This window comes from Corynebacterium halotolerans YIM 70093 = DSM 44683 (assembly GCF_000341345.1).
Classification (GTDB): domain Bacteria; phylum Actinomycetota; class Actinomycetes; order Mycobacteriales; family Mycobacteriaceae; genus Corynebacterium; species Corynebacterium halotolerans.
In genome coordinates this window covers 2,517,834-2,531,555 of the sequence record NC_020302.1, presented here as the reverse complement: position 1 = coordinate 2,531,555, position 13,722 = coordinate 2,517,834, and the positions used below count along the sequence as shown (strand labels likewise).

16 protein-coding genes are annotated in these 13,722 nt (G+C 69.9%); 6 read left to right on the top strand and 10 right to left on the bottom strand.

Annotated features, from left to right (window positions below; translation table 11 throughout):
• Positions 1-6: 6 nt before the first annotated feature.
• A complete protein-coding gene (locus tag A605_RS11675) occupies positions 7-291 on the bottom strand; it encodes a hypothetical protein (protein WP_015401718.1) in 285 nt (94 codons plus the stop codon).
• A gap of 195 nt (positions 292-486) precedes the next feature.
• Between A605_RS11675 and acpS the strand changes: the two genes are divergently transcribed.
• On the top strand, positions 487-921 hold the full coding sequence (gene acpS, locus A605_RS11670) for a holo-ACP synthase AcpS (protein WP_015401717.1): 435 nt from the start codon (positions 487-489) through the stop codon (positions 919-921).
• A gap of 66 nt (positions 922-987) precedes the next feature.
• Here the strand turns inward: acpS and A605_RS11665 are convergent, their stop codons facing one another.
• On the bottom strand, positions 988-1,650 hold the full coding sequence (locus A605_RS11665; RefSeq protein ID WP_015401716.1) for a TetR/AcrR family transcriptional regulator: 663 nt from the start codon (positions 1,648-1,650) through the stop codon (positions 988-990).
• 8 nt (positions 1,651-1,658) lie between these two features.
• Positions 1,659-2,129, bottom strand: coding sequence for a thioredoxin-dependent thiol peroxidase (gene bcp, locus A605_RS11660; RefSeq protein ID WP_015401715.1), 471 nt, complete (start codon positions 2,127-2,129; stop codon positions 1,659-1,661).
• A 142-nt stretch (positions 2,130-2,271) separates the two neighbouring features.
• Here bcp and A605_RS11655 point away from each other — a divergent pair, with 142 nt between their 5' ends.
• Together A605_RS11655 and A605_RS11650 are read left to right on the top strand one after the other, a co-directional pair.
• A complete protein-coding gene (locus A605_RS11655) occupies positions 2,272-2,553 on the top strand; it encodes a DUF3618 domain-containing protein (protein WP_015401714.1) in 282 nt (93 codons plus the stop codon).
• Positions 2,554-2,628: 75 nt separating this feature from the next.
• The gene (locus A605_RS11650; protein WP_015401713.1) at positions 2,629-3,234 is read left to right on the top strand and encodes a DUF305 domain-containing protein; all 606 of its coding nucleotides are present in this window, start codon (positions 2,629-2,631) and stop codon (positions 3,232-3,234) included.
• A gap of 9 nt (positions 3,235-3,243) precedes the next feature.
• On the opposite strand, the gene A605_RS11645 is transcribed toward A605_RS11650, so the two are convergent.
• Positions 3,244-3,804, bottom strand: a complete 561-nt coding sequence (locus A605_RS11645) for a nicotinamidase (protein ID WP_015401712.1) — start codon at positions 3,802-3,804, stop codon at positions 3,244-3,246.
• Positions 3,805-3,989: 185 nt separating this feature from the next.
• Between A605_RS11645 and A605_RS11640 the strand changes: the two genes are divergently transcribed.
• The gene (locus tag A605_RS11640) at positions 3,990-5,258 is read left to right on the top strand and encodes an FAD-dependent oxidoreductase (protein WP_015401711.1); all 1,269 of its coding nucleotides are present in this window, start codon (positions 3,990-3,992) and stop codon (positions 5,256-5,258) included.
• Between the two features lie 109 nt (positions 5,259-5,367).
• On the opposite strand, the gene A605_RS11635 is transcribed toward A605_RS11640, so the two are convergent.
• The 6 genes from A605_RS11635 to A605_RS11610 form a co-directional block, all read right to left on the bottom strand.
• Positions 5,368-5,874 carry a gluconokinase gene (locus tag A605_RS11635; protein WP_034990561.1) on the bottom strand — a complete coding sequence of 169 codons (507 nt, stop codon included), beginning with the start codon at positions 5,872-5,874 and terminating at the stop codon, positions 5,368-5,370.
• A gap of 5 nt (positions 5,875-5,879) precedes the next feature.
• Positions 5,880-7,115, bottom strand: coding sequence for a D-mannonate dehydratase ManD (gene manD / locus A605_RS11630; protein WP_015401709.1), 1,236 nt, complete (start codon positions 7,113-7,115; stop codon positions 5,880-5,882).
• Positions 7,116-7,189: 74 nt separating this feature from the next.
• Complete coding sequence (locus A605_RS11625; protein WP_015401708.1) at positions 7,190-8,560, bottom strand: mannitol dehydrogenase family protein; 1,371 nt, start codon at positions 8,558-8,560, stop codon at positions 7,190-7,192.
• Entirely contained in the window at positions 8,557-9,963 is a 1,407-nt protein-coding gene (gene uxaC, locus A605_RS11620) for a glucuronate isomerase (RefSeq protein ID WP_015401707.1), read from the bottom strand. The genes A605_RS11625 and uxaC overlap by 4 nt, the downstream gene beginning before the upstream one ends.
• A 97-nt stretch (positions 9,964-10,060) precedes the next feature.
• A complete protein-coding gene (locus A605_RS11615) occupies positions 10,061-10,825 on the bottom strand; it encodes an isocitrate lyase/PEP mutase family protein (RefSeq protein ID WP_015401706.1) in 765 nt (254 codons plus the stop codon).
• 106 nt (positions 10,826-10,931) lie between these two features.
• Positions 10,932-12,038: a LacI family DNA-binding transcriptional regulator gene (locus tag A605_RS11610; protein WP_015401705.1), complete on the bottom strand. Its 1,107-nt coding sequence runs from the start codon at positions 12,036-12,038 to the stop codon at positions 10,932-10,934.
• 73 nt (positions 12,039-12,111) lie between these two features.
• Here A605_RS11610 and A605_RS11605 point away from each other — a divergent pair, with 73 nt between their 5' ends.
• Both A605_RS11605 and A605_RS11600 read left to right on the top strand, forming a co-directional pair.
• The gene (locus A605_RS11605) at positions 12,112-13,359 is read left to right on the top strand and encodes a glutaminase (RefSeq protein WP_015401704.1); all 1,248 of its coding nucleotides are present in this window, start codon (positions 12,112-12,114) and stop codon (positions 13,357-13,359) included.
• Between the two features lie 65 nt (positions 13,360-13,424).
• Positions 13,425-13,706 (top strand): DUF7218 family protein, encoded by a 282-nt coding sequence (locus A605_RS11600; protein WP_015401703.1) that lies wholly within the window; start codon positions 13,425-13,427, stop codon positions 13,704-13,706.
• Positions 13,707-13,722: the final 16 nt, after the last annotated feature.

Genomic DNA, 13,722 nt, shown 5'->3' with positions numbered 1-13,722 from the left:
CAGGGATCAGCTGCGGGTCTGATCCGACGGGGCGTAGTAGTCGTCGGCGTCGTCCTCGCCGGTGCGCTGCCGCGAGTTGTCCGGCTGCGACTCGGACGTCGGCTGCTCATGGGTGGGGCCGTCGGAGTCCGAGACCGTCGAGGGATCGGACTGGTCGTTTTCCACTGGGCCGGAGTTCGTGGTGGTGTCCTTCTCCGGGACGTTGTCCTCGTTCTTCGGGTCCGGCTTCTTCGTCTGAGGCTGGTCATTCGTGTTGGTGGCACCGAAGATGGCTCGCTTGATGTCGCCCATTGCTCTCAGTTCCTTTCCTCAGGGTGTGTGTACCGCCACTCTAGGTGTGTTCCGTGCCGGTCACCATAAGCGCAGGCGAGCGGCGGAGGACCCCGGGAGGGGTGGGCCCACCGGTCGTTGCGCTGCGGTCCCGCGTCCGCTGTCGCCCGGCATCCGCTGCCCCCGCGGCGGGCGGGGGCGTGGGACGATGGGGGCATGGATAACCGCCACTTCGTCGGCATCGACCTCGTCCACGTGCCCGGGTTCCGTGGGCAGCTGGAGACCCCCGGCAGCACCTTCGAGTCGGTGTTCTCCGCGCTCGAGCTGCGGGCCGCCGCCGGCAAGCCCGACCGGGCGGAGCATCTGGCGGGCCGCTGGGCGGCGAAGGAGGCGTTCATCAAGGCGTGGTCGCAGGCGATGTACGGGCGCCCGCCCGTCATCCCGGCCGAGCAGGTCACCTGGTCCGAGATCGAGGTCCAGCCGGACCGGTGGGGGAGGGTGGCCCTTGCGCTGCGCGGACAGGTCGCCGGGGCGGTGGCCCACTCGCTGGGGCAGGTGCACACGTCCCTGAGCATCAGCCATGACGGCGACTACGCCACGGCGACGGTGCTGCTGGAGGTGGGGCGGCCGGGAGCCGGGCGCCCCCGATGATGCGTCTCAGGTGGAAGGCGTGTTTCCCGTGGGGGGCGGCCCAACCCCCCCCCCGGGCCGGCGGGGTCAGCTCGTAGCCACCGCGAAGAGGTAGGCCACCAGCATGCGCTTGATCTCGCCGACGATGGAGTCGAACTGGGAGTCGTCGCGGTCGCAGTCGCGGATGGCGTAGTTCAGCAGCGAGGAGACCGTGTGCACCAGCAGGCCCGCCAGCTGCATCCGGTCCTGGTACGTGGCGCGGGGATCCAGGGGTTCCACCACGGCGGAGATGATCTCCAGCATCTGCCGTTCGGTGGCGGCGGCCGTCGCCCGGGTGGCCGGGGTGGACTGGACCGCGTGCCACACGGCGCGCCGGGAGGGGTCGTCGTGCCACATGTGTGCCAGGTGGTCGATGAACTCGTCGAGGATGTCCGGCCACTGCAGCGCCGGCACCCGCTCGGAGAACTTCTTCAGCTCGGCGACGGTCTCGGCGGTGTCGACCCGGTCGAGTTCGCAGATGAGCACGTACTTGTTGGCGAAGAACTGGTAGAGCGTGCCGATGGGGACCTCGGCGCGCTTGGCCACCTCATCGAAGGTGAAGGATTCGAAGCCGTGGTCGACGAGCACGCTGCGCGCGGCCGTGAGGATGCGGTTGAACCGCTCCCGGCTGCGTTGTTGCGCGGGCCGTCGCCGGGGGACGAGGATGCCGTCCTCCGGTGGTGCGTCGGCGTCGGAATGCTCCTTCGGCATGGTGGAGGCTAGTTCAGGTCCCGCAGGACCCGGGCGACGTGGCCGGTGGCGCGCACGTTGTAGAGGGCCAGGCCGATAGTGCCGTCCGGCTCGACGAGGAAGGTCGAGCGGATGACGCCCTGGACGATCCTGCCGTAGTTCTTCTTCTCGCCGAAGGCGCCCCAGGCGGTCATGACCTCCTTGGACTCGTCGGAGAGCAGCGGGAAGTTCAGGTCGTGGTCCGCACGGAAGTCCGCCAGCTTGTCCACCTTGTCGGGGGAGATGCCGACGACCCTGATGTTGAGGTTCTCCAGCTCGCCGAGGTTGTCGCGGAAGTCGCAGGCCTCTTTCGTGCACCCCGGCGTGTTCGCGCGCGGGTAGAAGTAGACGAGCACACGCTCGCCGGCGAAGTCGGACAGGGACGTCTCGGAGCCGGAGTCATTGGGCAGGGTGAAGGCGGGGGCGGCGTCGCCCACGGCCAGGCGCGAGGGACCAGTCATGCGCTCAACCATACCGGTACCGCGACCGGGTGCGGGGACTCCGGGCGTGGTCGCGGCATGCGGGCGCAGGTCGCGCTACACTACCCTGGGAATGACCGACGTGGGTACACGTCCATGAATTACGTTGAACCGGGAGACTTCTGTGGCACGCAACATCGATGACATCCAGCGCGATATCGAGCGCACCCGTCGCCAGCTGGCCAACACCCTCGACGAGCTCGCCGAGCGCGGCAAGCCGAAGAACCTGGTGGATGACGCCAAGCGGGAGGCGACCGGCAAGCTGCAGGACCCGACCGTTCAGAAGGTCCTCGCGGGGGTGGGCGCCGTCATCGTCGGTGGCATCATCTTCGCCGTGGTGCGTTCCCGCAAGCACAAGAAGGACATCCAGGAGGTCCAGCGCCTGCTGGCCGCCCGCGTCGTCTAGTTCCCTCTCCGCTCAGGTACCCCCCGGGCGTATGATGTGGCGGTAGCCGCCGCCCCCGACCCGGAGGAGCCTGTCGTGCGCCCGCCGACCACCCGCATCACCGCCGTTCTACTCGCGACCGCCACCGCACTGGTGCTGTCCGCCTGCGGGGCCGGCGCCGACGCCGGCCCGCCCGCCGCCGAGCAGGTCGAGCGCAGCGCGGGCATGCCGGACGAGGCGAACGACACCGACGTCCACTTCCTCGGGATGATGGTCCCGCACCACCAGCAGGCCATCGACATGTCGGAGACCCTGCTGGCGGACCCGAGGGTCGATCCCGCGGTCCGCGACCTGGCGGAGCGGATCCGGGACGGCCAGCAGGCCGAGAACGACCGGATGAACGCCTGGGCCGGGGAGTGGGGCCAGCAGGAGGCCATGGAGTACCACTCCCACCACCTCGCCAACGGGATGTTCAACCCCACTGTGCTGGGGAATTTCGCGCAGCTGGAGGGCGAGGAGCTGCAGACCCGCTTCCTCAAGCTGATGCACTTCCACCATGCCGAGGTCATCGCCATGACGCAGGATGAGGTGGACAACGGCGGTTATCCGCCGCTGACGGACCTGGCGGCCCGCATGATCGAGGTGCAGACCGCCGAGATGGCCGAGATGGAGGAGCTGCTCGGCTACGTGCCGTCCGGGTAGCGAAGGTTCCTAGACCAGCTCGGCGCCGGCGTCCTCCATCTCCTCGAGGGCGGCGTCGCCACGCGCGTTGTCGACGGCCGCGCACATGCCGGTGAGCACACGGACCTCGAACCCCGCCTGCAGGCCGTCGAGCACCGTGGCGCGCACGCAGTGGTCGGTGGCGATGCCCACGACGTCGAACTTGGTCACGCCGCGCTCGCGCAGCCAGTCGGCCAGCGGCACCCCCTCGGCCCGGCCCTCGAAGCCGGAGTAGGCGGCCTCGTACTCGCCCTTGCGGAAGAAGGCGTCGATACGGTCGGTCTTCACCGCCCCGTGCAGGCGGGCGCCGTCGGTGTCGGCGACGCAGTGCCGCGGCCAGGAATCGATGAAGTCCGGGTTGTCGGAGAAGTGGCCGCCCGGCTCGATGTGCCAGTCCTGGGTGGCCACGACGTGGGCGTAGGCGTTCTGCTCCGCGAGCTCGGAGACCTGGTAGTTGCCGATCATGGCGGCGACCTCGTCACCGCGCCCGGTGCCGAGCGCTCCGCCCGGGCAGAAGTCGTTCTGGACGTCGACGATGATCAGTGCGCGCATGGCGTGGTCCTCCTTCAGGCGATCTTCAGTGTGGCCCAGTCTATCCCGGTGACCGGGACGGAAGCGGGGGACGCGGGATGCCACTGAGGTGCCACCGTCCCCCCGGGCACTGTCACCGGCGGCGGAGACCCCCTACAGTTCCAGGCAGGACATCTGTTCTCTCCCGTCGGACGAAGGATGCGGACATGGCCGGCACTTCCGGAACATCGAGAACCACCTGCGCCATCGTGGGAGGCGGGCCCGCCGGGCTCGTTCTCGGACTGCTGCTCGCCCGCGCCGGGGTCCGGGTCACGGTGCTCGAGAAACACGCGGATTTCCTGCGGGACTTCCGGGGCGACACCGTCCACCCGACCACGCTGGCCATGCTCGACGATCTGGGCCTGTCCGAGCGCTTCGACGCCCTGCCGCAGACGCACCTGACCCAGGGCGCCTTCGCGGGCGAGGGCCGGAGGACCGTGCTCGTCGACTTCAGCCGCCTGCCGCTGCGGTATCCCTACATCGCCATGGTGCCGCAGTGGGATCTGCTGAATCTGCTGGCGGAGGCGGCCCGGGCGGAGCCGACGTTCACGCTGCTCACCGAGCACGAGGTGACCGGCGTGGTCCGGGAGGGGGACCGGGTGACCGGAGTCGACTATGACTCCCCGACCGGGCCCGGACGCCTGCTCGCCGATCTCACGGTCGCCTGCGACGGCCGTCGCTCGACCGTGCAGCAGGCGGTGGGGCTCGCCGCCCGGGAGTTTCCCGTCACCTTCGACGTCTGGTGGTTCCGCGTCCCCACCTCCCGGCCGGTCGGGCAGTCGCTGGCACCGCGGCTGGGGAAGGGGAGGGTGGTGGTCGGCATTCCCCGCGAGGGCTATCTGCAGGTCGCGTACCTGGGGCGGAAGGGCACCGACGCGAAGCTGCGGGACCGGGGGATTGCGGCGTTGCGCTCGGATGTCGCCGCGCTGCTGCCCGAACTGGCCGATGACGTCGCGGGCATCGCGTCGATGGAGGACGTCAGACACCTCGACGTGCGGGTGGACCGGCTGAAACGCTGGCACGCACCCGGGGTGCTCTGCATCGGCGACGCCGCCCACGCCATGTCACCGGTGGGCGGCATCGGCATCAACCTGGCCGTGCAGGACGCCCTCGCCGCCGCCCGCCTGCTGGCCCGGCCCCTGTCCGGCGGGGGGCCACGGCACGGGGTGGAGCGTCGTCTTGCCCGGGTGCAGCGACGCCGCACCTTCCCCACCGTCGCGACCCAGGCCCTGCAGCGTCTCCTGCACGCCCGCGTCTTCGACCCCGCGCTCAGCGGCCGGGAGGTCGCCCCACCCCGCGCTCTCCTCGCGCTGGTCCACCGGGTGCCCGCCCTGACCGCGCTGCCCGCCGCCGTCCTCGGCGTCGGCTTCCGGCCGGAGCGGGTGCCGCGGTGGGCCCGGCGCATGCCGGGGCGGGCCGATACTGCTCAATTCTGAGGGCTCTGAGGGCTCTGAGGGCTCTGCGTCGGCCCACCGACGGACAACTCCCCGCACGCCCGGTGCGGGGAGTTGTCCTGTCTCGGTCGTCAGACGGGGGCAGGGGGGGTCAGGCGGACTCGTCGAGGCCGGCGAGCCAGTCGGTGACCTGGTCGACGACGGTCTCCGGGGGTTCGGCGATGTCGAATACCTGCCCGGTCTCGTCGGGGCCGAGGTCCTCGAGCGTGTCGAACTGCGACTCCAGCAGGCTGGCGGGCATGAAGTGCCCGGGGCGGTGCAGCATGCGCTCGTGCAGCAGCTCGCGGGTGCCGTGGACGTGGACGAACACGACGCCGGGGGCGGATTCCCGGATCATGTCCCGGTATGAGCGCTTGAGCGCGCTGCAGCCGATGATGCCGCCGTCCGGGTGGTCGGTCAGCCACTCGCCGACCAGTCGCAGCCACGGCCACCGGTCCTCGTCGGTCAGGGGTTGGCCGGCGGACATCTTGTCGATGTTGGCCGGTGGGTGCAGGTCGTCGCCGTCCCGGTAGGGCAGGCCCAGCCGCTCGCCGAGCAGCTCGCCCACGGTGGACTTGCCGGAGCCGGAGACCCCCATGATCACGATGTGTTTCGTCATGGCGGTCACCAGTTGTGGACGGTGCCGTCGGCGAGGCGGTTGTACGGCAGGTAGGCCTGCTCGTAGGGGAACTTCGCGGCGGCCTCCTCGTCGAACTCCACGCCCAGGCCCGGGGTGTCGGACGGGTGCAGGTAGCCGTTCTCGAAGCTCAGGGACTCGCGGAAGACCTCCTTGGTCAGCTTCGAGTGCGGCATGTACTCCTGCAGGCCGTAGTTGTGGATGTTCAGGCCCACGTGCAGCTGGGCGGCGAAGCCGACCGGGGAGACGTCGGTGGGGCCGTGGAAGCCGGACTTGATCTGGTACATCTCGGCGAAGGCCATGACCTTCTTCAGCGGGGAGATGCCGCCGAAGTGGGTGGAGGCCGCGCGCACGTAGTCGATCAGCTGCTCCTGGATGAGGTCCTTGATGTCGTAGACCGAGTTGAAGACCTCGCCGATGGCCAGGGGAGTGGTGGTCTGGCTGCGGACGTAGCGCAGGGCCTCCTGGTTCTCGGCGGGGGTGCAGTCCTCGAGCCAGTACAGGTCGTAGGGCTCCAGCGACTTGCCCAGCTGGGCGGCCTCGCGCGGGGTCATGCGGTGGTGGCCGTCGTGCAGCAGCGGCAGCTCGGCGCCGAACTCGTTACGCACGGCCTCGAAGACAGTGGGCACATGGCGCAGGTAGGCGCGGGTGTCCCAGTCCTCCTCGACGGGCTGGGCGCCGCGGTTGGCGGGCTCGAAGTCGTAGCGCTCACCGGAGGCCTGCACCTGGGCGGCCACCCCGTAGAGCTTCTCGATGCCCGGCACGGAGGTCTGCACGCGGATGGACTTGTAGCCGTGCTCCAGCTCCTCGCGGATGGAGTCGAACAGGGAGGGCAGATCCATGCCGGAGGCGTGGCCGTAGGCGCGGCAGCCGCGTCGCGACGCCCCGCCGAGCAGCTCGTAGACCGGCATGCCGGCCATCTTGCCCTTGATGTCCCACAGGGCCATGTCGACGGCCGCGATGGCGGCCATGGTCACCGGTCCGCGGCGCCAGTAGGCGGCGCGGTAGAGGAACTGCCAGGTGTCCTCGATGGTGGCGGGGTCGCGGTCGAGCAGGAGCTGGCAGACGTGTTCCTTGAGGTAGGTGGCCACGGCCAGCTCGCGGCCGTTGAGGGTGGCGTCGCCGATGCCGGTCACACCGTCGGAGGTGGTGATCTTCAGGGTGACGAAGTTACGCGACGGGGAGGTGACGAAGACCTCGGCCTTTTCAATGCGGGTGCTCACGGAGGAGTCCTTTCTCGGAGATATCAGAACTGCATAATGGTCGTATCTTAGCCCGGACGGGGGCGGCGGATCTGTCAGTTGGGTTGGCGGATTTCGGCGACGAGTCCGCGGATGCGCTCGACGACCGCCCCGTCGGCGGCCAGCTCCTCGTCGAGGGCGGAGATCAGGGCGGGTACCGGGTCGTCGGCCCGACGGGCTGTGTCGAGCTCCCCGGCGCGGGTGTCGGCGATCTGTTCCGTGTCCAGCAGGTAGGCGATCCAGGCGGCGATCGAGAAGGCCGCGGCCTCGCCGTCGCGGCCGGCGGCCCGCTCGGCCCGCAGGATCGGCACGGCGCGCATGCGCTGCTTCGTGCCGCCGTCGACGGCGATCTGCGCGAGGTTGTGGCGGATGCGCGGGTTCTCGAACCGCTCGAGGAGACTGGCCCGGTACTCGGGCACCTTCAGCTCCGGGGCGGCGAGGTGGTGCGCGGCCTCGTCCCACAGCGCCTCCACACGCCCGCGCACGACCGGATCGCCGATCGCCCCGGCGACGGTGTCGTGCCCGCGCAGCTGCCCGAAGTAGGCCATCAGGGAGTGCGAGCCGTTGAGCAGCCACAGCTTGCGGCGCTCGAAGGTGTCGATGTCGTCGACGAACTCCACCCCGGCGTTCTCCCAGGCGGGACGGCCGGCGGGGAACCCGCCGGAGATGACCCAGCTGGCGAACGGCTCGGTGACCACCGGGGCGGCGTCGGCGAAGCCGGTCGCGGCGGTGACGTCGGCGATCAGCTCGTCGGTGGTGGCCGGGGTGATGCGGTCGATGGAGGTCGACGGGAAGGTGACGTGGGCGGCGATCCACTCCGCCAGACCGAAATCCACCTCCCGGGCCAGACCCAGGACGGATGCCCGCGTGGTCTCCCCGTTGGCGGCGATGTTGTCGCAGCTCACCACGGCCAGGCCACCGTGACCGGCGGCGCGGCGGGCACGCAGTCCGGCCACGATGCGCCCGGCCGCCGTGGCCAGGTTCGCCGGCTGCCCGGCCCGCAGCGCGGCGATGTCCGCGATGACCTGCGGATCCGCGGTGTCCAGTTCACCGGCCCCGGTGAGGTGGTAGCCGGCCTCGGTGACCGTGCACGTGATCACCGCGACCTGCGGATCGGCGACCAGCTCGACGAGCCGGGCCAGGTTGTCGGCCGGCTGGGCCTCGACGAGCGTGGAGACGATCTCCGGGGTGTCACCCTCACCAGAGCGGGTGACCAGGGCGAACAGGCCGTCCTGCGCGGAGAGCAGGTCGGACATCCGGGCGCTGCGGCCGGTGAAGGAGGCGTAGCCCCACCCCGGATCGGCCTGCTGGGTGTACCAGACCTGGTGCGCCCGGTGGAAGGCGCCCAACCCCAGGTGGACGAGGCGGACCGGGGGAGCGGTGACCGGGTGGGTGGTGCGGTTCAGGGGTTTCGGTGGGGTGCTCACAGCTTGAAGACCCTCCTCGGGGACGCGTCGATGAGATCGACGATGATGTCGGCGGCGCGGTCCTCGCTCAGGCGGTGCTCGGCGACCAGGCGGGCCAGGTAACCGGCCTCCACGCGGCGGGAGGTGTTGTGGCGCGCCGGGATGGAGCAGTACGCGCGGGTGTCGTCGATGAACCCGGAGTAGCGGGAGAATCCGGTGGTGCCGGTGGTGGCGGCCCGGAAGCGGTTCATGGCGTCGATCTCGTCGATGAACCACCAGGGTGCGCCCACGTACGTCGAGGGGTAGTAGCCGGCCAGCGGGGCCAGCTCCCGGGAGTAGGTGGTCTCGTCGATGGTGAACAGCACCAGGTGGAAGTCGGGGTTCTCGCCGAAATCGCTCAGCAACGGCTGCAGACCGTTGGTGTACTCCATCCGGAAGGGGATGTCGTGGCCGGTGTCGGCGCCGAAGCGCTTGAAGGCGCCGGCCGAGTGGTTGCGGTGCACCCCCGGGTGGATGGTCATCACGAGCCCGTCGTCCTGGGCCATCTGCGCGAAGCGGTAGGTCATGTTCGCCTCGAAGGCGCACGCCTCGGCGAAGGTGGCCTCCCCGCGCAGCCCCTTGTCCAGCAGCCGCTGGGCCTCGGCGTCGTCGAGCGGGGTGGAATCGGCGTTGTGCGTGCCGTGGTCGGAGCTGGTGGCGCCGTGGTCGATGAAGTACTGGCGGCGGTTGCGCAGCGCGGTGAGGTAGCCCTCGTAACCGGTCTGGCCCTCACCCGCGACGTCGATGAGCCTCTCGATATTCGCGGCGAACTCCGGCCGGTACATCTTGGTGTAGCCGTCGGGGCGGAAGGTCGGCAGCACGCGCGGGGTGAAGGTCGGGTCCTCGGCCAGTGCCTTGTGGTGCGCCAGGTCGTCGAGGGGATCGTCGGTGGTGGCGAGCACCTCGAGGCCGAACTCCTCCGCCAGGGCGCGGGGCCGGAAGTCCGGCTGGGCGATGATGGCGGCGAGCTCGTCGTAGATCTCGTCGGCCGTCTCTGCGGAAATGCGGTCCGGGTTGATGTTGAACACGTGCTGGAACTCCTGCTCCAACCAGTAGCCGGAGGCCGTGCCGGAGAACAGCTTCCACCGGGAGCAGAAGATTCGCCAGGCCTCGCGCGGATCCGCCTCGTGCCCGCCCACGCCCAGGTCGGCGAGGTCGACACCCGCCGAGTGCAGGACGCGCGTGACGTAGTGATCGGGGCTGATCAGCAGCGTGGTGGGGTCGGGGAAGGGGGCGTCGGCGGTGAACATCGCCGGATCCAGGTGGCCGTGCGGGGAGATGATCGGGAGATCCTCCACATGCGCGAGCAGCCGACGGGCGATGTCGCGGGTGCCCGGATCGGCCGGCAGGAGCCGGTCAGGGTGAGCTGCGTGTGATGGGGTCATGCCCCCATTCAATACCCCGGATCGGGTCACAACCACCGGGTTGCCAACAGTTGCCGTGCATGTTTTTCCGCCGCCCGCAGGCGCCGGGACTGACGGACTACTTCACCCAGTGCCGGAGCGAGTCCTTGAGCAGCTCGACGGCCTCGTCCTGCCACTTCGGGCCCCAGGTCACGCGGCGTACGCCAAGCTTGCGCAGGGTCTCCAGATCACCGGGCTGATTGGCCACGGGGGAGGCGGTGACGTTCAGCGGCACGTCGACCACCTGCACCAGGCGGGTGATCTGCTCGTGGTCGGTCACACCCACGGGGTAGAGGGAGCGGGCACCGGCGTCGGCCATCAGCTTCATGCGCTCGACGGCCTCGGCCTCCGGATCCTCGAAGTCGGCGGTGCCGCGCTTGATGGCGTCGGTGCGGGCGTCGATGACCAGGGCGAGGTCCTTCGCGTCGGCCGCCCGGCGCACCCCGGCGATGTACTCGGCGTGCTCCTCGCGGGAACGGATGCGCCCACCCTCACCGTGGACGGTGTCCTCGATGTTCATGCCGACGGCGCCGGTCTCGGCGACCTGCTCGAGCAGCTCCTCCGGGGCCAGCCCGTAGCCGGACTCGACGTCGACGCTGACGGGGACGTCGACGGCGGCGACGATGGCCCGGGCGACGTCCAGGTAGTGCTCGAAGTTCATGGTCTCGCCGTCCTCGGATCCGACGGCGTTGGCGACGGGGTGGCTGCCGATGGTCAGGCCGGGGAAGCCGGCGTCGACGGCGAGTCGGGCGCTCCAGACGTCCCAGACGGTCGGGAGCACGAGGAGCTCTCCGGAGGCGTGGGCGTCGGCGAACTGGCGGGCGAGATCGTGGTTGAGGGGCATGACGGTCCTCCTACGGGGTGGATTTCTGTGGGAAATCAAGGGGATTTCGCTCCCTGCGCCCATGATCACACAGTACGGCCCGCCGCCGCAGGGGCCGCCGCAACCGTCAGCGCCGAGGCAGACGCATCGTCGACTCCCGGACGATGAGACGGGTGGGCAGGACGCGGGGTTTGACGAAGGTGGTGCGGATGCCCTTGACCAGGGCGATCAGGTTGGCCGCCGTCACCCGCCCCACGGCCCGCAGGGGGCCGGCGACCGTCGTCAGGCTGGGGGAGACGATCGTCGTCATCTCCGTGTTGTCGAAGCCGATCACCGCGACGCCGTCGGGCACGGCGACGCCGTTGACGCGGGCCTGCTGGAGGAAGCCGACGGCCACGAGGTCGTTGAAGCACAGGACGGCGTCGGTGGGGTCGCGGCGCCAGACCTCGAAGGCGCGGCGTCCGCCGCGGATGGTCGGTTCGTCGACCCGCTGCTGGCGCACGCTCACGTGTGCGAGCCGGCGGACGTGCTCGAGACTCAGCCTCGTGGCAGAGGTCAGGGAGACCGTCGGGTCCGTGGAGTCGGTGTGGGACACGGCGTCGACGAGTCCACGCCAGCGGGTCGCGTCCGCCCAGGAGTCCTCGGGACCGGCGAGGTAGGTGATCGAGCGTGCCCCCTGCGCCTCGAGATGGATGGCCGCCTTGATCGCGCCCTCGTGGTTGTCGACGAGCACGCTCGGCACGCCCTGCACGGGGCGGTTGACGACGACCGTCGGAATCGTCCGGGCGATCTTCTGGATTTCGCCCTGCGACAGCCGGGCCGAGGCCAGCATCAGCCCGTCGACGTGCGGGATGAGCTGCTCAATGGCGCGCAGGGCGCGGGGGACGGATTCCTGGGTGTTGGCCACGGTGACGGTCATGTTCTGGGTTCTCGCGGCGTGTTCCGCACCATGGAGAATCTCGAGGAAGAACGGGTTGGTGATGTCGGCGACGACGAGCCCGAGGTTGTCGGTGCGGGTGGGTGCCTCCGCGGGACCGGGGGTGCGGGTGGCCAGCCGACTGCGGTAGCCGAGCCGGTCGGCGGTCTGGCGGATCCGCTCGGCCGTCCGGAAGCTGACGCGGTCGGGGCGGCTGAGGGCGCGCGAGACCGTGGAGGCCGCCACCCCCGCCGCCTCGGCGACGTCGTAGATGGTGACGGCCCGGTCCGTCGACTCCGAACCGGTGCTTTCTGGCATGGCCACGAGTATACGGAGCGCAGCTAGACTTGCCGCAGTACTGACCACGGCCACCGAGAGGCGAGACCCCGACGTGAAGACCCCGATCCCCGACTACCTCGGCCAGATCCTCGACAGCGTCCGTGACCGGGACGGGGGCGAGGTCGCCGACTACATTCCCGACCTCGCCACCGCCGAGCCCGAGCGGCTGGCGGCGGCCGTGTGCACCGTGTCGGGCAACGTCTACAGCGCGGGTGACGACGGCGACGAGTTCACCATGCAGTCCGTCTCCAAGCCCTTCGTCTACGCCCTGGCCCTCCAGGAGCTCGGCCGCGACGCCGTCTTCGACGCGGTCGGCATGGAGCCCTCGGGGGAGGCCTTCCACGAGCTCTCCCTCGAGGAGGGGACCCACCGGCCGATGAACCCGATGATCAACGCCGGGGCGATCACGGTGAATCAGCTGATCAACGGGGAGGACTCGAGCGTGGAGGACCGGGTGGAGGTCATCCGCGGGTTCTTCTCCGAGCTGGCCGCCCGGGAGCTGAAGGTCAACGAGTGGGTGACCGACTCCGAACTCGAGCACGCCGACCGCAACCTCTCGATAGCGCACATGCTGCGCAGCCACGGCATCATCCGCGACAACGCCCACGAGGCGGTGCTCAGTTACACCCGGCAGTGCGCCATCGAGGTCACCGTCCGGGACCTGGCGGTCATGACCGCCACCCTGGCCAACGGCGGGGTGCAGCCGGTGACCGGGAGGCGGATCCTGAACCAGGACGTCTGCCGGCTGACACTGTCTGTGATGAGCTCGGCGGGCATGTACGACGCCGCCGGCCGCTGGATGGCCACCGTGGGTATCCCCGCCAAGTCCGGGGTTTCCGGCGGACTGATCGGGACACTGCCGGGTCAGCTGGGTATCGCCACCTTCTCCCCACGGCTGAATCCGCAGGGCAACAGTGTGCGCGGAGTGCACATCTTCGAACGGCTCTCCGAGGAGATGGGGCTGCATCTCATGGCCGCCGATCCCTCCGGCACGCACGCCGTGCGCTCCATCCAGTCCGACGGCGAGGACACCGTCATCAACCTGCAGGGCCCGGTCAACTTCACGGCGGCGGAGAACATCCTCGACGAGATCTCCGGCCGCGAGTTCCCCGGCGAGCGTCTCATCCTCGACGTCTCCCGGGTCTCCGGCTTCCACCGGATGGGCCGCAAGATGGTCAAGGAGGGCCTGCGCCGCCTGCGCGAGGACGGTTTCGAGGTTGCCATCTACGACCCCGAGGGCGTGGTCGCCGACCTCGAGTTCTCCGACGGCACGCACGCCGAGAGCGTCGAGGAGCGCTGACCGCCGGATCGGTGACAGCTGTCGGGGCCGTGGCTACGCTGGGGCTCCCGACGATTGGAGGAACCATGGCCAAGCAGAACCGTAAGGAAGATCCCGGCCCCAGCGTCAAGGACAAGGAGGTCTACGAGGCCGTCCGCGACGACGGGGCCAGCAAGCAGAAGGCCGCCCGCATCGCGAACGCCGCTGCGGCCAGCTCCCGCGAGGAAATGGGGAAGAAGGGCGGCGAGGCCGGCTCCTACGAGGACTGGACCGTCGACGAACTCCGTGACCGCGCCCGGGAGCTCGACATCACCGGCCGCTCCGACATGAACAAGGACGAGCTGATCGACGCCCTGCGCAACAGCTGACGCCTGCCCGGTGGTC